Here is a 17,763-nt window from a genome sequence, read left to right as displayed (position 1 = left end):
CGCGACAAGGAAAATTTTACCGCCGCGCCACGGGGAGAGGACTGCATGCAGCGTTACGAGCTGACGGCGGGAACATCGGCGAAGTTCTGGGAGGCCGGAGCCGAGGACAGCGTTCTCATCGTGAGATTCGGCCGGATCGGCACGCAGGGGCAGTCCAAGACGAAGAGCTTTCCGAGCGCGCAGGCGGCCCAGGTCGAACTCGACCGGCTGGTGCGGGAGAAGACCGGCAAGGGCTATCGCCCGGCGGGTGAGGCCGCGCCGGCCGGACCAGATCCGGCCTCCGGAGCGGGCGCCGCGGCGACGGGCAACGCCGCCGCATCCCCGGCGGCCGAAGCTCAGGTCGCCGAGGCCCGGTCCGCCGAGACCGGGGCCGCCGAGACCGGGGCCGCCGGGACGTCGCCCGCCCCCGCCGCCGGCGCGGAGGCGCGCTGCGTCCCGATCTTCACCGGTACGCCCCTGCCCACCCGCAGCCGGCCCGGCGCGCCCCTCGACGCCGCCGCCGACTGGGCCGCCTTCGCGGCGCGGATCCGCCCGCTGCTGGAGGCCGCCTCGGACGAGGCGCGCGCGCCGGCCGAGGCCCTCGCCGCTCGGCTCGACAGCGCGCCGCCGGCCCTCGACCCGGACGAGGTCCGCGCCTGGCTGGAGCAACTCGAGGCGGCCTGCCCGGCGCTGAGCCAGCGCCCCTGGGGCGCCAAGCCCGGACCGCAGGGGCCGGCGGCCCGGGCGGCGTTCACGCATCTCGCCCGCTGGCTCGTGGCCCGCTCCGGCACCGGGGGGACGCTCGTGGCCCTGCTCGACCGGCTGCGGCCCCGTCCCTCCGGCCGCTACGGCTCGCTCCCGGTCTCGGCCTGGGACATCCCCACCACCTTGGGTCTCCGGGCGGCCCTGGTCGCCGCCCCCGAGGCGGCGTACGCGGAGGCCCTGGACGCGGCCCTCCGGCTCGCCGCTTCGGACCCGGAGCCCACCCTCGCCCGCTGGCTCGCGGTGATCTTCGCGGACGACCGGCCCGGCGCCGACCACGCCCTCTCCGCCCGCGCGGTGCTGGCGCGCTGCGACCCGCCCGATCCCAAGGCCTACGGCAATTCCCACGTCGCCCTGCCGTTGATCGTCGACCTGCCGCCCGCGCAGGCCGCGCCCTGGTACGCCGCGCCGTATCACCGGGCGACGCTGGCGACCTGCGATGTCGGGGCCGAGGAGGCCGCCGCGACGGTGATCGCCGTCGCCGACGCGGCCGGCGAGCCGGCCACCCCCGGCCTCGTCTGGCTCCTGGAGGGGGCGGTCGGCCCCGAGCGCACGATCGTCGCCCGGGCCCTGCTGGAGACCCGCGCCGCCGACGCCCTCGACGCGCTCCTGCCCTTCGTGGGCACCAAGCTGGTCCGCGACGCCCTCGACGCCGCCGACGCGGCCTTCCCCGACTGGATGCTGCGGGCCTATCTGCGCGCGCTCCAGGGCAAGGGGGAGCCCGCCTACGGCCCCAGGGCCGTGACCCTCGCCGCGCGCCACGGGCACGAGACCGCCCGCGCCTGGGCGGCGGCCGAGGGCGGCCGGGGCGCGGGGCGCCTGGACCGGCTGCTCGCCGCCGGAAGCGCGCCGCAGGCGGCGCCGGAGGCCCTGCCCCCGGTGCTCCGGGACCCGCCCTGGCGGCGGCGCGGGACCGCGCGCGCCCGGTCGGAACGGGCGGTGGCGCCGATCCCGACGCCCTTCGCGCACGGCTTCGACCCCGACGAGGCCCTCGACCGCAGCACCTTCTACTTCGAGGCCGGGACGCTGGTGGAGTCCATGACGGACCTCGCGGCGCGGATCCGCGCTACCGAGGCGGAGGCCCTCTACGACATGCCGATCCCGCCGCCGGCCGAGCCCGTGCCCGCCGCCGACGCGGATCCGGCCACCGCCCTGGCCTGGCTCGACCGCCGGCTCGACCTGGACCGCGACGCGTTCACCGGCTTCTTCTACTTCAACTACGGGCCCTGGTTCCGGATGGTCGGGTGGCAGCCCGAGCCCCTGGCGCTGATGCTGTGGGAGAAGACCGGGCCGCAGCGCGCCCACTACGTCGCGTGGCGGCGCACCATCGCGGTGATGCTGTCGCGCTTCGGCGCGCGGGCCGTGCCCGGCCTCGTCCGCCTCGTCGCGGCGGATCCGGCGCAGCTCCTGCCGGAGGTCGAGCCGGTGGACGCCGCCGACCTCGCCCCGGTCGCCGCCCGGGCCTTCCACCGCACCCGCAAGCTGCGGCCGGCCGCGGCCGCGTGGCTGCGCGCCCATCCCCGCACCGCCGCGCTGCGGCTCCTGCCCGAGACCCTCGGGGCCGCCGGCCCGGACCGCGACGCGGCCGACGCGGCCCTGCGCTTCCTCGCCGCCGAGCCCGCGGGGCGCGCCGCCCTCGACGCCGCCGTCGCGGCCTACGCGGAGCGGGATCCCGGCGTGCCCGGGGCGGTGGCCGCCGGCGTCGACAGCGACCCGCTGGAGCAGGTGCCGTCCAAGCCGCCGAAGCTCCCCGACTGGGTGGTCCCCGCCGCCCTGCCCCGCCCGGTCCTGCGGAGCGGCGGCGCCCTGCCCGACGCCGCCGTCACCGCCCTGTGCGAGATGCTCGCCTTCTCCGACCCGCTCGCGCCCTACGCGGGCGTCGCGCAGGTCCGCGCCGCCTGCACGCTGGAGAGCCTCGACGCCTTCGCGGTCGCGCTGTTCCAGTCCTGGATCGCCGCCGGCGCCAAGGCGACGGGAGAGTGGGCGATGCAGGCGCTCGCCCTGATCGGGGGCGACCACGCCGCCCGCGACCTCACCCGGCAGATCCGCGCCTGGGGGCAGGCCGGCCTCAAGCCGCGCGGCAAGGCCGGCATCGCCGTGCTCGCCGGGATCGGCACCGACGTGGCGCTGATGAACCTCAGCGCCATCGCCGAGAAGAGCCCGCTGCTGCAGCTGCGCGAGGCCGCCCGCGCCGCTATCGTCGACGCCGCCGAGGCCCGCGGCCTCGACGAGGTCGACCTCGCCGACCGGCTCTCCCCCGATCTCGGCCTCGACGCGCGCGGCGGGCTCGACCTGTCCTTCGGGGAGCGCCGGTTCCGGGTCGGCTTCGACGAGACTCTGAAGCCCGTCCTGCGCGACGCCGAGGGCCGGCGGCTCGCCGCCCTGCCCCGCCCGACCAAGGCGGACGATCCCGAATCCGCCAAGGCGGCGTCCCGGCACTGGGCGGCCCTGCGCAAGGACGCGGAGGCCGCGGCCGGCCTGCAGATCACCCGGCTCGAGGCCATGCTGGCGTCCCAGCGCCGCGTCGCCCCCGGGGTGTTCTGGCCGTTCTTCGCCGCCCACCCGCTGATCCGCCACCTCGCCGGGCGGCTCGTCTGGGGCCTCTACCCGGACGCAGCGCCCGCGACGCCGCCGGGGCACGTCTTCCGCCTCGCGGAGGATCTCTCGCCGACCGACGCCGCGGACGACGCCCTCGCCCTCGACGTCGCGGCGGCCGAGGGCGTGGTCGGCCTCGTCCACCCCCTGCACCTCGACCCGGAGGAACGAACCGCCTGGAGCGGCCTGTTCGCCGATTACGAGATCGCCCAGCCGTTCCCGCAGATCGCCCGCGAGACCTTCGCGTTCACCGAGGCCGAGCGGGGCGCCGCCGAGACCCACCGCTTCGACGGGGTCCGGGTGGGCGGCCGCCGCCTGCGGGGGCTGCGGCCCCAGGGCTGGTCGACCGACACGGGGAGCGAGCACGTCCATGCGGTGCAGCGTCCGGTCGCGCTGCCCGACGGCACCCGCCTCGTCGCGGTCCTCCGATTCGAGGACGGGTTCTGGCACCGGCCCGGCCCGGAGGGCGACGGGATCCAGACGCTGCGGACCCTGACCCTGTCCGACACCGGCTGGCGCGCCGCGGCGGCCCACCGGTTCGGCGACCTCGACCCGGTGACCGCGAGCGAGGTCCTGCGGACGCCGAGCCTGCTCGCCGCCGCCGGCGACGCGTGAGAGGGAGACAGGCCATGGAACGCTACGAGCTGGTCGAGGGCAGCGCGGCCAAGTTCTGGGAGGTCGGCGTCTCCGGCCCGACGCTCACCGTCCGCTTCGGGCGCCTCGGCACCCAGGGCCAGAGCAAGGACAAGACCTGCGCCGACGCGGCCGCGGCCGTGAAGGAGAAGGACAAGCTCGTCCGCGAGAAGACCGCCAAGGGCTACGTCCGCGCCGACGGAGCGGCGCCCGCCCCGGTGCAGGCGTCCGGGCCGGTTGGCGAGACGGTTGTCGAGCCCGCCGCGGAGCCGGCGCCCGCCCCGCCGCCGGCCGAGGCCCCGCCGGAGCCCGTCCCGCCCCCCGCCCCGGCCGCGGTCTTCGCGGCGGTGCCGCTGCCGACCCGCCTGCGCCCCGGTCCGCGCCCGGACGCGGCGGAGGCCTGGCGGGCGATCGCGGCGCCGCTGGCAGCCGCGCTCGGCGATGCCGAGGCCGCGCGCCTCGCCGGAGCGCCGCCGGACCGGGACGGCCTCGCCGCCTGGCTGGACGCGATCGTCGACGCCGCGGAGGCGCGCCGACAGGGGAATCCGTCCCGGGCCGCCACCGGCGACGCCGTCCTTCGAGGGGCACTGGAGGCGGTCCTGCGCTACGCCGTGGCCGAGGGCGGGACGGAGACCGTCGCCCGGCTGGCCGACCGCCGCCGCCCGACCCCGAAGACGCCGCGCGCCTACCAGCGTCTGTCCTGGGCCGAGCCGCTCCACCTCGCCCTGCGGGCCGCCCTCGTGCACGCCCCGGAGGCCGATTACGACGCCGCGGTCGCGCTCCTGAACGCCCGGATCGCCGAGGACCACGACTGGCCGGCGGCCTGCGCCTTCGCGTTCATCCTGGCCGACGACCGGGCCGCCCCGCACCCGCTCCAGCCCGTCGCGGTGGTCGAGGCCGCCGCGTCGGCGGGGATCGACGTCACGGCCGATACGGCCTACCTGCCGCTGCTGGCCGACGCGCCGCCGGAAGCGGTCGCGCGCTGGCGCGCCAAGCGCAGCTACCACCTCTACTTCGTCTACTGCGCCCTCGACGCGGCCGAGGCGGCCGCGACCCTGCTGGCGGTGGCCCGCGCCGCCGGGCAGCCGGCCCTGCCGGCCCTCGACTGGCTGCTGCACTACGCCCTTGACGAGCAGCGTCGCACGGTCGCCCTGGCGATCCTGTCGACGGGCGAGGCCGGGGCGCTCCCGGCCCTGCTGCCCCACCTCCACGAGAAGCCCGTCGCGGCCGCCCTCGACGCGGCGCTGGAGGCCGATCCCGCCGCGATCCTGCCCCGCTGCCTCGCGGCCCTCGCGGGCGGCCGGTCCGAGCCCGCCCTGCGCGCCCGGGTGAACCGGGCGCTCGACGCCCACGGGCTCGACATGGTCCGCGGCTGGCTCGCGGCGTCGGGCGGGCGCGGGGCCGGCATCCTCGACGCCCTGGCGGAAGCCCGCGCGGTGCCCCTCGCGGAGCCCGCCGCCTGGCCGCGGGTGCTGCGCGACCCGCCCTGGCGGGCCAAGGCCCGGACCCGGGACGACCTCGTCCTCGCCCTCGCGCCGCTGCCGACGCCGTTCGCCCACGCAGTGCCCGAGGTCGCGCCGAGCTACTGGCGCGCGCGGAACGCCGTCACCCTCGACGGCCCGGAGGCGCTGCGGGCCTTCGTGGCGGCCGCCGAGCTTTCCCATCCGACGCAGGGCTGGAGCCGGATCCCGCCCCCGCTCTCCGAGCCGCCGCGCGACGATCCGCCGGCCCTGATCGCCTGGGTCGCCGGCCGCGTCGCCCAGATCGACGAGGCCTGCCATTACTGGGCGAACTCGCCCTATCGCCAGCTGGTCGGCAGCCTGGAGCGGCAGCCCGAGCCCCTGGCGCTCGCCCTCTGGGCCCAGTCGCGCGTCGTCGCGGGATGCTTCCACGTCTCGCAGTGGCCGGAGATCGTGTGGGCGATGCTGTCGCGGTTCGGCGAGCGGGCGATGCCGGGCCTCGTCGGGCTGGTCGAGGCCGATCCGGTCGGGCTCCTGCCGGCGGTCCTGGCGGTGGACGATGCCCGCCTCGCCGGGCCCGCCGCCCGCGCCCTCACGAAGCTCAAGAAGGCCCGCGAGCCGGCCCTGGCCTGGCTGCGCCGCCATCCCGAGACCGCCCTCACCCGCCTCTTGCCCGACGCCGTGGGCCGGCCCGGGGCGCTGCGCGACGCCGGCGAGCACGCCCTGCGCGTGCTGGCGCAGGACCGGGCGGACGGCCGCGCCATCATCGCTTCCGTGGTCGCGCGCTACGCGGACCAGGCACCGGACGTGACCGAGGCGGTCGCGCAGGTGCTCGACCGCGATCCCCTCGCCCGCGTCCCCGCCAAGGTCGGCAAGCCGCCCGCCTGGGTCGTGCCGTCCATGCTGACCCGGCCGCGTCTGCGGGACGGGACCGCCCTGCCGGACGCGGCGATCCTGACCCTCTGCGAGATGCTGTCCTTCACCAACCCGGACGCCGTCTATGCCGGCGTGCCGATGGTCCGCGAGGCCTGCACCGAGGCGAGCCTCGCGGCCTTCGCGTGGGACCTGTTCTCCGCCTGGATCGCCGCCGGGACACCCTCGAAGGACGGGTGGGCCCTGCGCGCGCTGGGCTGGTTCGGCACCGACGCCACGGCCCGCGACCTGACCCGCCTGATCCGCCGCTGGCCCGGCGAGGCCGCCCACGCCCGCGCGGTCACCGGACTCGACGTGCTGGTCGATATCGGCACCGACGTCGCGCTGATGAACCTCAACGGCATCGCCGAGAAGCTGAAGTTCAAGGGGCTCCAGGAGAAGGCCCGACAGAAGATCGCCCAGCTCGCCGAGGCCCGCGGCCTCACCCCCGAGGAACTGGCCGACCGGCTCGCCCCCGACCTCGACCTCGACGAGCGCGGCGGCCTCGACCTCGATTTCGGCCCCCGCGGGTTCCGGGTCGGGTTCGACGAGACCCTGAAGCCCTGGGTCCGGGACGCCGCCGGCCAGAGGCTCAAGGACCTGCCCAAGCCCGCCAGGGCCGACGACGCCGGCAAGGCCGCGGCGGCAGTGGCCCGCTGGGGTGCCCTGAAGAAGGACGCGCGGGCCGTGGCGAGCCTGCAGGTGGCCCGCCTGGAGGCGATGCTCGCCGGCGCCCGCCGGGTCCAGCCGACGGTGTTCGGCCCCTGCTTCGCCGCGCACCCGCTCGTGCGCCACCTCGCCCAACGCCTCGTCTGGGCCACCTTCGCGGATGCCGACCCGCGGACCGGTCCGGGCCTGACCTTCCGGGTGGCCGAGGACCTGACCTTCACGGATGCCGACGACGCGCCGCTCGACCTCGACCTGACCGGGGCGGCCCCGGGCCTGATCGGCCTCGTCCATCCCCTGCAGCTCGACACCGGGGCGCTGGCGGCCTGGGGGGCGCTGTTCGGCGACTACGAGATCGTCCAGCCCTTCCCGCAGCTCGCCCGCGAGACCTACGCCTTCACGGAGGCCGAGGCCGCCGCATCGACCACGAGCCGCTTCGCCGGGACCGTCGTGGAGGCCAACCGCCTGCGCGGCATGGCCGCCCGGGGCTGGCCCCTCGGGGCGCCCCAGGATGCCGGGGTGGTGTGGTGGATCGAGCGCGCCGTGACCTTCCCAGGCGGCGCGGCCGGCCAGGCGTCGCTGACCTTCTCGGAGGGCCTGTTCACCGGTGCGGTGGAGTTCGAGGACCGGGAGCAGACCCTCGGCGACCTGACCCTCGGCTCGCCCTGGAGCAGCCGGTCGGATCCGGGCCAGCGCACCTTCGGCGAGCTCGCGCCGGTGACGGCGAGCGAGCTCCTGCGCGGACCGAGCCTCCTCGCCGGGACGCGGCTGCGGTGAGCCTCGACCCGGTCACGCGCTGGCGGCTCATCCTGGGCGAGGCGGCGGATTCCGCCTGCGCGGGGGCCGGCTGCGCCCTCTCGGGCGATGCGGCCGCCATGGATCAGGCGCTCGACTGGCTCTACGGCCGCGACGCCGAGGGCGCGTCGCGGGGGGAGCGCCGCCAGGGCGGCCGCGAGGGCTCGACCCTGACGGTGCCGGGCTGGATCAACGCGGTCCACACGCTCTTCCCCCGCGAGACGATCGAGCGGCTGGAGCGCGACGCGATCGAGCTCTACGCCATCGACGACGTGGTCACGAACCCCGAGGTGCTGTCCCGGGTCGAGCCGAACGAGACGCTGCTGAAGGCGGTCCTGCGCACCAAGCACCTGATGGCGCCCGACGTGCTGGTGATGGCCCGCAGGCTCGTGCAGGAGGTGGTGCGGCAGCTGATGGAGCGGCTGGCGCGGGACCTCGCGGTGGCGTTCTCGGGGGTGCTCGACCGGCGGCGCCACACCCGCCTGCCCGGCGCCCGCGACCTCGACCTGAACCGGACGATCCGCGACAACCTGCGCCACTACGATCCCGAGAGCCGGCGGATCACCGTCGAGCGGCTGCACTTCTTCGCCCGGAACCGGCGCCAGATGCGGCCCTGGCAGGTGATCCTGCTCGTCGACCAGAGCGGGTCGATGCTCGATTCGGTGATCCACGCCTCGGTGATGGCCGCCTGCCTGTGGAAGCTCCCCGGCATCCGCACCCACTTGGTCGCCTTCGACACGGCGGTGGTGGACCTGACCCGCGACTGCGACGACGCCTGCGAGCTGCTCATGAAGGTCCAGCTCGGCGGCGGCACCGATATCGGGGGCGCCGTGCGCTACGCGGCCGGCCTGATCACCGCGCCGGAGCGGGCGATCGTGGTCCTGGTCTCCGACTTCTACGAGGGCGCGAGCGAGGCCGCCCTGGTCGAGCAGGTGCGGGCGCTCTCCGGCCAGCGGACCCGCGTGCTGGGCCTCGCGGCCCTCGATTCGGAGGCGCGGCCCGCCTACGACCGGGCGATGGCCCAGCGGCTCGTGGCGGCCGGCGCCGAGATCGGCGCGATGACGCCCGGCGAGCTCGCCGGCTGGCTCGCCGCCGCGATCCGGGCCTGAGCGGCGCCGATGGCCCGCCCCGACCTCCGCGCCCTCACGGATGACGGCCTGATCCAGCTCGCCAATGCCGGGCTGGTGAAGCGGGCGCTGCGCGAGGTGGCCGCCGGCCAGGGGCCGGACCTCGCGGAGGCCGGGGACGGCACCGTCGAGGCGCGCTTCGCCGACGGCACGGTCACGCGGCTCGGTCCCGGCCGGCCTCCCGGCGAGGCCAGCTGCACCTGCCCGGCGAGCGGGATGTGCCGGCATCGGGTCGCCCTCGTCGTCGCCTACCGGGCCGCCCCGGTCGCGGACGGGCCGGCCGACGGGACCGGCGATGGGGCCGGCGATGGAGACCCCGAGGGTGCGGCGGTGCCGGCCGCGGCGCCGGTCGCCTGGGATCCCGGCACCCTCGACGGCGCGGCCCTCGAGGCGGGGCTCGGCGGCGCGGCGGCGACGGAGCTGCGGCGCCTCCTGGCGGGTGGGATCACGGTCGGGCTGGAGCGGGGCGCCGTCCCGGCCGCGCGGCTCCCGACCGCGACGGTGCGCTTCCTCGTGCCCGACGCTGTCGGCTACGCCCGCTGCGACTGCGCGGCCGGGGGCGGCTGCGCCCACGTCGCCCTGGCGATCCGGGCCTTCCGGGAGGCCGCGGGCGCCGCCGAGATCCGCCTGGGCGGCGCGGCCCCGGCCCGAGCGGAGGCGAAGCCGGCGGAGACGGACCTCGCGGAGGCCGCCGACCGGGTGGTCGCCGGCCTGCTGGAGGCCGGGGTCGTGTCCGGACCGGAGGCGCACGGCGCGGCCCTCGTCCGGCTCCGGCGGGCGGCCGAGAGGCGGGGCGCCACGCAGCTCCTGCTGGCGGAGGCGGACCTCGACGGGCAGGTCGCGGCCTATGCCGGGCGCCACGCCGCCTACGACGCGGCCGTCGTCCTGGCGCTCGCCACGGAACTCCTCGGCCGCGTCCGGGGCGGTGAGGCCGCCCTCGGCCTCGGCCAGCCCTACGAGACCGCCATGGGCAAGACGCGCCTCGTCTCCCTGGGCGCCCGGCTCCTCGCCCGCGGGCGCGGCGCCACCGCCCGGGTGGCGCTGGCCGACACCGATACCGGCGCGCTCCTGGCGCTGGAGCGCGCGTTCGCGCCGGGCGAGGCCGAGGCGGATATCGCGGCCGGCCTGCCCGGGCGTCTCCTGAGCCCGGGTCTGTCCGTCTCGGGCACCGGCCAGGGCCAGATCCTGACCAGCGTCGCGCGGCGCCGGGCCGACGGGCTCCTCGCCCTCGGCCAGGGCGCGCGGGGCCGCACGGCGCTGCTGCCGCGAGACGCCCTGGTGGCCCTGCCGGCCCCCCTGGCGGCGCGGGACGTCCCGTCGATCCTGCGCCGCCTCGCCGACCGGCCGCCCGTCTTCCTGCGCCCGCGCGACCGGCTGGAGGCCTTCCACGTCTTCCCCGTCGAGGCGGTCCTGGGACAGGCCTGGGCGCCCGGCGCCCAGACGTGGCAGGCCGCCGTCGCGCTCCCGGGGGCGGGCGGCACGCTGCATCTCGCCCGCGCCTACGACCCCGCCGCGCCGCACGCCCTGGACGCCCTCGCGGGCGCCTGCGCGGGGCGCTGGGGACCCGTGCGGCAGGTCGCCGGCCCGGTGCGGATCGCGGACGGCACCCTGGTCTGCGATCCCTGGTCGGTGTCGGTCGACCGGCTCGTCGTGCCCGACCTCGCCGTCCCCGACGGCGCCGGCCACCCGATCCCGCCGGCGCCGGACCTGGGGCCGGCCACGCTCCTCGACGAGGCGGCCGCGCTCCTGGCGAACGCCCTCCATGCGGGGCGGCGGGCCTTCGCGGCCAGCGCCCGCGCCGGCGGCGCCGACCTGGTCGCACGCCTCGCCGCGACCGGCTATCCGGCCACCGCCGCGCGGCTCTCCGCCTTCCTCTCCGCCACCCTGGCGGCTCCGGGCGCGCAGTCCGAGCCCTTCGCCCGGGCCGCCCTCTGGGTCGCCGCCATGCGCGACGATCCCGGGCCGGAAGAGGCCTGATGAGGCCCGATCACGGAATCGTGCGCGCGCGGTTGCCCCCTCGGTCCCGCTGGGGCAGGTTGCCGCGGCTTCGGGCGCCGCGATTCGCCGGCCGGCCCGTCCCGGTCGTTTCGCGAGGAGCCCGGATGCGAGGACCCGTCGACCGTCGCGCGCGCGCGACGCATCCCTGCCCGGCCGCGCGGGCCGGCGCGGTGGCATGAGGGTCGTCCGCGCGGCGCGCCTCCACCTGCGGGACGCCACCTCCGACAAGGTCTACGACGTCGACCTGATCGAGAACGAGGCCCTCGGGACGCCCGAGCGCTACTTCGTCAACACGCGCTACGGCCGACGCGGCGCGACCCTGCGCGAGGGCTCCAAGACGCCCCAGCCCGTGACCGCCGAGGCGGCCGCCCGGGTGTTCGACAGCGTGGTCGTCTCCAAGATCAACGGCGGCTACCGGCGGGTCGACGGCCCGGAGACCGCCGCACCCGAGGCGACGTCCGACGGGCGCGATGGCGTGCTGCAGGCGCGGCTCTCCGCCTGCCTGCGCGAGAGCTGGGCCGAGCGTGACCGCGACCGCCTGCTCTGGCGCGTCGGCGAGCTGCGGCTGGCCGCGACCGCCCCGGACCTGATCGCCCTCGCGCGGGGCCTCGGCCCGGCGCGGGCGAGCTACGCCCTGGTCTGGGCGCTCGCCCGGGCGGCGGGCGCACAGGCCGGTCCGGCGCTCGCGGCGATCGCCGCCGAGGCGCCCGGCAGCGTGGTCCGCGACCTCGCCCGCTTCGCGCTCGCCGCCCCGCTCACCGGGCCCTACCGGCCGCCGGAGGCCGAGCCGGACCTGCCCGGCATGGTCGCCCGGCCGGCCGAGGCGGGCGACGTCGACGGACTGTGCGGGGCGCTGGACGGCCTCGCCCGGCACGATCCGGGCCGGGTCGGGCCGGCCCTGGTGGCGCTCGGCCGGCGGGCGCAGGCGGCGCCCGGCCTGCACGCGACGCTCTGCGCCGCCCTGCTCCGGCTGCCGGCGCGGCCGCCCTACCTGATCGGCCTGCGGCGCCTCTTCAAGCACGCCGAGATGGCCGACGATGCCGCCCTGTTCGGCGCCACCGCCCAGCGCTTCGAGACCGCGCAGGCGATGTACCAGGCTGGCCGGAGCCACGCCTACGTCCCCGACCTCCGGCGCTACGTCGCGGTGGACGCGGCGCGCCAGGGGCCGGAGGCGCGGCTCGGCCTGTCCACCGCCACCCGCGCCTACATGAAGCGGCGGATCTGGCGCGCCCTGCGCAAGCGCGGCGCCGTCGGGGACCCGGCCTTCGCGGCGCTGGCGGCGGGCTTCCTGCTGGCGCTCGGGCCGGAGGACCTCGACCCGCCGGCGCGCTGGACCGCGTGGGGGCGGCAGCCGGACGGGACCTGGGGCCGGCAGGCCCGGGCGCGGGGGCCGCTCGCCCGCAACTGGACCGCGAGCCAGCTCCTGTACTGCCACGCCCCGGAGGCCCGGCCGCGGACGGGATCGCTGACCTTCCTGGAGACCGGCGCCGTCGATCCCGACCGGCGCGACGAGGCCTTCCCCGACCTCTGGAGCGCCCGGCCGGACCTGGCGCTCCGCCTCGCCGCGGCGGGGCGGGTCGAGCCGGTGGCGCGGCTGGGCCTGCGGGTTCTGCGCGCGGACCCGGAGGCCTGCGCGGCCCTGACGGCCAGCGAGATCGGGCGCCTGCTGGCCGCCCCGCACGACGCCGTGCGGACCTTCGCGTTCCGGACCGCCCAGGCGCGCCTCGCCGCCGGGATCGCCGAGCCTGCCGACCTCGCCGCCCTGGTGGCGGCGCTGCTCGCGAGCCCGGAGCCGGAGGCGCGGGCGCTGGCCCTGCGGCGACTCGAGGCGGAGGCGCCGATCGTCTGGTCGGATCCCGACCTCGCCGCCGCGCTGCTCACGAGCCCGGAGCCGGACGTCCAGGCGGCCCTCCCCGGCCTCGCCGGGGCGCGGGCGCTGCCCTCCAGGCTCGCGGCGCCCCTGGTGGCGCGGCTGGTGGCGTGGCTGCGGGCGATACCGCCGGAGCCCGACGCGGCCGCGACGGCCGCGATCCGGGGCCTGCGCGCCGCCCTGCCCCTCCTGTGGCCGGACCGCGACCTGCCGGTCGCGTCCGGGACCGCCGCCGCCCTGATCGCCCACCCGTCCGCCGCGGTCAGGTCCGCCGGCCTCGCCCTCCTGGCGCAGTCCGAGGCCGGGGCCGCCGGCCTGCCGCCGGAGAGCTGGGACGCGCTGATCGACGCGGAATCCGAGGACATCCGGATCGCCGCCCTCGTCCTGCTGGCGCGCCTCGACGACGCGCGGCTCGGGCTCTACGCGGACCGGATCGTCGCCTTCGCCAGCGGGCCCGACAGCGCCGTCCGGCGGGCTGCCCGGCCCCTTGTGGCGCGCCTCGCGGCGGCGGATCCGGGCCTCGCTCCCCGCCTCGCCCGGGAGCTGATCGGCAGCCTGTTCCGCGCGGCGCCCGACGACGCCTACGCCGCCGACACCGTGGCCCTGCTGCGCGAGGCCCTGCCGGGGGAATGCGCCGCCCTCGACGACGGCACCCTGTGGCGCCTGCTGCAGGCGCGCGCGGACGGCGCCCGCCGCCTCGGCGCCGCCCTCCTGCCCGACCGGCGCCCCGAGGCCCTCAGCGTCCGCCAGATCGCCCGGCTCGGCGGCCACCCGTACCGGGCGGTGCGGGACTGGGCGACGGCGGCCTTCGCGGCCGACCCGGCCCGGTTCCAGGCCGCGGCGGCCGAGGCCGTCCTCCTCGTGGAGAGCGACTGGCCCGACACCCTCGCCTTCGCCCGCGGCCTGTTCGACGCGTGGCCGGAGACCGCCTGGACGCCCGAGGCGCTCGCCGTCGTCACCGACAGCGTCAAGCCGGAGGTCCTGGCCCTCGCCCGCCACCTCCTGCGCAGCCGGCTCCGGCCCGAGGACGCGGAGGCGCAGGTCCTGCGCCTCCTGGAGCACCCCGCCCCGTCGATGCACCTCCTGCTCACCGAGTTGCTCACCGAGCAGGCCGTGGCGAGCGAGGCGGCCTTCGCGCGGCTGATCCCCCTCGCCCGCATCGTGATGCTGCAGGTGCTGCGCGGCCGGGTCGCCAAGGACCGGATGGCCGCCTTCCTCCGGGCCGAGGCCCTGCGCAGCCGCGCCCGCGCCGAGGCGCTGCTGCCGCTCTTCGCCGACCTGACCCTGAGCGGCACGGCCCGGGACCGCAGCGCCGCGATCCTGGCCCTGCGCGACGTCGCCGACGCGCATCCCGATCTCGCCGTGCCCCTCGTCCGGCGCCCGCCGGAGGCGCGGGGACCCGTCTCCGTCTCGGAAGAGGCCCGATGAACTTCGTCCATCGCTACCTCGGCGAGAGCCGGGCCGTCTCGGACGCGGACGCGACCCGGCTCGGCTTCGTTCCCGACACCCTGCGCGAGCCGACCTACTTCGCCGGGACGGTGGCGCGGCACCTGCCGTTCCGGGAGGCGATCTCCGCCCTGCACCACGTCGTCGTGTCGGACCTGCGCTTCAAGCCGAAGGACCGCACCGCCTACTTCGCTTGGCTCCAGGCCCACGAGCAGGAGCTCCTGGCCGAGGCCCTCGCCGAGAAGGACAGCCTTCGCGCCGAGATCGAGGCGCTGCGCGCCGAGTCCTGGGACATCGCGGCCCGCTCCGACGCGGTGATGCGGTCGTTCTACGACGCGCGGAAGCGGTACTTCGACTATCTCTACCGGGAGAACCTCGACGCCTGGATCGTGCTCGATCCGGTCATCACCGTCCATCCGGACGAGATCTTCTTCGAGGCGTTCAGCCTCGACGAGTCGAGCTACGGGCGCCTGTCCTGCGACCACGACACGTTCGCGCGCATCGGCGACATGGCCTGCGGCACGACCAACATCGACTACAGCCACGCCCTCTACGACGAGTTCCAGAAGATCCGCAGCTACCGCGACACCGAGCTGGCGATCGACCCGACCGGCTTCGCGGTCCAGACCTCCGGCGAGGCCGCCTACCGCGAGGACAAGATCGACCTGCCCGATTCCTGGATGCGGGGCTTCCTGCAGGTGTCGAGCGCCATGGCACAGCCCGCCCACGTGGTGGACCTGCACCCGGTCGACATGCACGCGATCCTGACCCGCCTCGCCGCGCGCCGCGAGCGCCACGGCCCGCGCTCCCTGCGGTTCCTGCTCGAGCCCGGCCGGCCGGTCAGCGTGCTGATCGAGCCCTGGAACGAGCGGCTGACCTTCCGGCGCTCGATCTACCGCGGGGGCGAGACCGCGGAGATCCGCCTGTGGGGCCGGCGGCGCCTCGCGATCCTGGCCCGGACCCTGCCGCTCGCCCGGTCGGTGCGGCTGCACCTCCTCGGCACCGGTCTGCCGAGCTTCGCGGTGGTGGATTTCGGCGGCCTGCGCTTCACGCTCGGCCTGTCGGGCTGGACCGCCAACGACTGGTCCCGGGCCGGGCAGTTCGACCTGCTCGCGCCCCGGGCCGACGTCGACGCCGACACCGCCGCCCGGGTTTTCGCGGCGCTCCAGCGCCATCACGCCGCCGACACCGGGCAACTCGCCGCCGAGACCGGCCTCGACCGGTCGACCGTGGAGGCGGCGCTCGGCGGCTACGTGCAGGCGGGCCGCGCCATGTTCGACCTCGACAAGCGGGTCTACCGCCTGCGGGAGCTGACCCGGGAGCCGCTGGCGCCGGGCGCCCTGCGCTTCGCCTCCGAGCAGGAGGCCAAGGCCGACCGGTTCCTGGCGGCCGGACTGGTCACCCTCGGGCCCGTCGAGCAGGCCGGCGACAGGCGGCGCCTGAGCGGGACCGTGCTGGACGACGGCCGGAGCCTGACGCCCGCGGTGGAGCTCGATTCCGACGACCGCATGGTCGGCGGCAGCTGCCAGTGCGGCTTCTACACCCACAACCGGCTGACCCGGGGCCCCTGCGAGCACATGCTGGCCGTGCGCCGCCTCGTCCACGCCCAGGTCGAGGGCAAGCCGGTGCGGTGGCAGGCGTGAGACGGACCCGATTGATGCGGCCGCGCGCCTGGCCTATCCTCCCCGCGACGAGGGGCGTCGGCCGGGGCGGACCTTGCATTTCGGGCGGCGATTCGCCGTCCCTGCACCCTGCCCGGCAAAGCGTCACTGGCCCGCTCTTCACTGGGCCGGCACTGACCACCGGTGCGCGTTCGCGGTTTGGGTTCGCTGAACCCAAACGCGCACCGGTGGTCGTGCCGGCGTCGAGTGGACCGGGCCAGTCCCGAGACTTGACGAAGGCATCCCGGCCGACGTCCCCCGTCACGCCTCCTGCCTGCGCCGGAGGTCGCCGATGAGCCAGCAGCCCGGCAGCCTGACCCGCCAGCAGCTCTACGACCGGATCCGCGAGAGCTCGAAGGACGAGGTCATCCTCGAGGAGATGATCCGGCTCGGCTTCTGGCCAGACGGGGAAGCGCAGCCCAACCCGCCGGACGACCTGATCCGCCGCCGCGGCGAGATCGCCCGCGCCCTCGCCGACCTGCACCGGCGGGAGGCGGCGTGGCGCGACCCGGAGGCCGCCCTCAAGGAGATGCATCGCCGCCGCAAGAAGGCGGCGCTGGAGCGGCGGCGCGAGACGCGGCTGCGCAACGCCCGCGACCGCCACGCGCGGGCGCAGGCATGGCACGCGCGCCGGGAGGCGGAGATCCTCCATCTCGGCGACGGCGTCTCGGCCGGCCTCGTGCACGCGGACGCTCCGGGGCGGGGGCCCGCCCCCGGTCTCCCGTCCCTGGCGAGCCCGAAGGCCCTGGCCGAGGCCATGGGGATCGGCCTCGGCGAGCTGCGCTTCCTCGCCTACGACCGGGCGCTCAGCGCGGTGAGCCATTACCGGCGCTTCACCATCCCCAAGAAGGCGGGCGGCCTGCGCCGCATCTCGGCGCCGATGCCGCGCCTGAAGCGGGCGCAGTACTGGATCCTCGACGCGCTCCTCGCCCACGTCCCCGTGCACGCGGCGGCCCACGGCTTCGTGCCCGGCCGCTCGATCGTCACCAACGCCGCCGCCCATGTCGGGCGGGACGTCGTGGTCAATCTCGACCTCAAGGATTTCTTCCCGAGCCTCGACTACCGGCGGATCAAGGGGAAGTTCCGGGGCCTGGGCTACGCCGAGCCGGTGGCGACCGTGCTGGCGCTGCTCTGCACCGAGCCGGACGTGGACGCGGTCGAGATCGACGGCGCCCGCCTCTACGCCGCCCGGGGCCCCCGCCGGCTGCCGCAGGGCGCGCCGACGAGCCCCGCGCTCACCAACCTCGTCTGCACCCGGCTCGACGCCCGGCTCGCCGGCCTCGCCGGCAGCCTCGGTTTCACCTACACGCGCTACGCCGACGACCTGACCTTCTCGGCCTCCGGCGAGGCCGCCGGGAAGGTCGGCGCGCTGCTCAAGTACGTCCACGCCATCGTCGCCGGGGAGGGCTTCACCGTCCATCCGGACAAGACCCGGGTGATGCGCCGCGGCCGGCACCAGGAGGTGACCGGGCTCACCGTCAACGAGCGGGTCGGCGTGCCCCGCGAGACCCTGCGCCGCTTCCGCGCCCTCCTGCACGGGCTCGAGCGGCACGGGCCGGCCGGGCGCCGCTGGGGCGCGGCCGGCGAGGCGGGCGTGCTCCGCGCCGCGGTCGGCTTCGCGCAGTTCGTCCGGATGGTCACGCCGGAGACCGGCGCGCCGCTTGTCGCGCAGGCCCGCGCCCTCGCGGACCGCCATTCGGCCCCGGCGACGGCGCCCCGGCAGCCGGACTTCCGCGCCCGGTCCGCGCGGGGCGCGGTGCCCCTCGCCCGCTGGTGGGTGCCGGCCCCCCGCCCCGCGCCCGAGCCGGACCCGATCCTGGCCGAGGCCGAGGCGGCCGCCGCCCGGGAGGCGGCCGAGG

7 protein-coding genes are annotated in these 17,763 nt (G+C 77.3%); all 7 read left to right on the top strand.

Translation table 11 applies throughout. From position 1 onward, the window contains the following. Window positions 1-45: 45 nt before the first annotated feature. Window positions 46-3,951 (top strand): DUF4132 domain-containing protein, encoded by a 3,906-nt coding sequence (locus ACLBX8_RS29080; protein ID WP_447716219.1) that lies wholly within the window; start codon window positions 46-48, stop codon window positions 3,949-3,951. A gap of 14 nt (window positions 3,952-3,965) precedes the next feature. Beyond that, complete coding sequence (locus tag ACLBX8_RS29075; protein WP_447716218.1) at window positions 3,966-7,784, top strand: DUF4132 domain-containing protein; 3,819 nt, start codon at window positions 3,966-3,968, stop codon at window positions 7,782-7,784. Next, entirely contained in the window at window positions 7,781-8,911 is a 1,131-nt protein-coding gene (locus ACLBX8_RS29070; protein WP_091977394.1) for a VWA domain-containing protein, read from the top strand. Before ACLBX8_RS29075 ends, ACLBX8_RS29070 begins: the two co-directional genes overlap by 4 nt. Before the next feature lie 9 nt (window positions 8,912-8,920). Then, complete coding sequence (locus tag ACLBX8_RS29065) at window positions 8,921-10,906, top strand: SWIM zinc finger family protein (protein WP_447716217.1); 1,986 nt, start codon at window positions 8,921-8,923, stop codon at window positions 10,904-10,906. 196 nt (window positions 10,907-11,102) lie between these two features. Further along, window positions 11,103-14,225, top strand: coding sequence for a hypothetical protein (locus tag ACLBX8_RS29060; protein ID WP_447716216.1), 3,123 nt, complete (start codon window positions 11,103-11,105; stop codon window positions 14,223-14,225). Next, the gene (locus ACLBX8_RS29055) at window positions 14,222-15,886 is read left to right on the top strand and encodes an SWIM zinc finger family protein (RefSeq protein WP_447716215.1); all 1,665 of its coding nucleotides are present in this window, start codon (window positions 14,222-14,224) and stop codon (window positions 15,884-15,886) included. The genes ACLBX8_RS29060 and ACLBX8_RS29055 overlap by 4 nt, the downstream gene beginning before the upstream one ends. Window positions 15,887-16,196: 310 nt before the next feature. Next, window positions 16,197-17,763 (top strand): reverse transcriptase family protein (locus ACLBX8_RS29050; RefSeq protein WP_447716214.1); only part of this gene is annotated, 1,567 nt, incomplete at its 3' end.

Source organism: Methylobacterium sp. D48H (assembly GCF_053345715.1).
This window is presented reverse-complemented; position numbering and strand designations above follow the sequence as displayed.

What these genes read in the sequence shown, in the direction of transcription:
- ACLBX8_RS29055 (WP_447716215.1), top strand. Translation starts at nt 14,222, where the DNA reads ATGAACTTCGTCCATCGCTACCTCGGCGAGAGCCGGGCCGTCTCGGAC.
- ACLBX8_RS29080 (WP_447716219.1), top strand. Translation starts at nt 46, where the DNA reads ATGCAGCGTTACGAGCTGACGGCGGGAACATCGGCGAAGTTCTGGGAG.
- ACLBX8_RS29075 (WP_447716218.1), top strand. Translation starts at nt 3,966, where the DNA reads ATGGAACGCTACGAGCTGGTCGAGGGCAGCGCGGCCAAGTTCTGGGAG.
- ACLBX8_RS29065 (WP_447716217.1), top strand. Translation starts at nt 8,921, where the DNA reads ATGGCCCGCCCCGACCTCCGCGCCCTCACGGATGACGGCCTGATCCAG.
- ACLBX8_RS29060 (WP_447716216.1), top strand. Translation starts at nt 11,103, where the DNA reads ATGAGGGTCGTCCGCGCGGCGCGCCTCCACCTGCGGGACGCCACCTCC.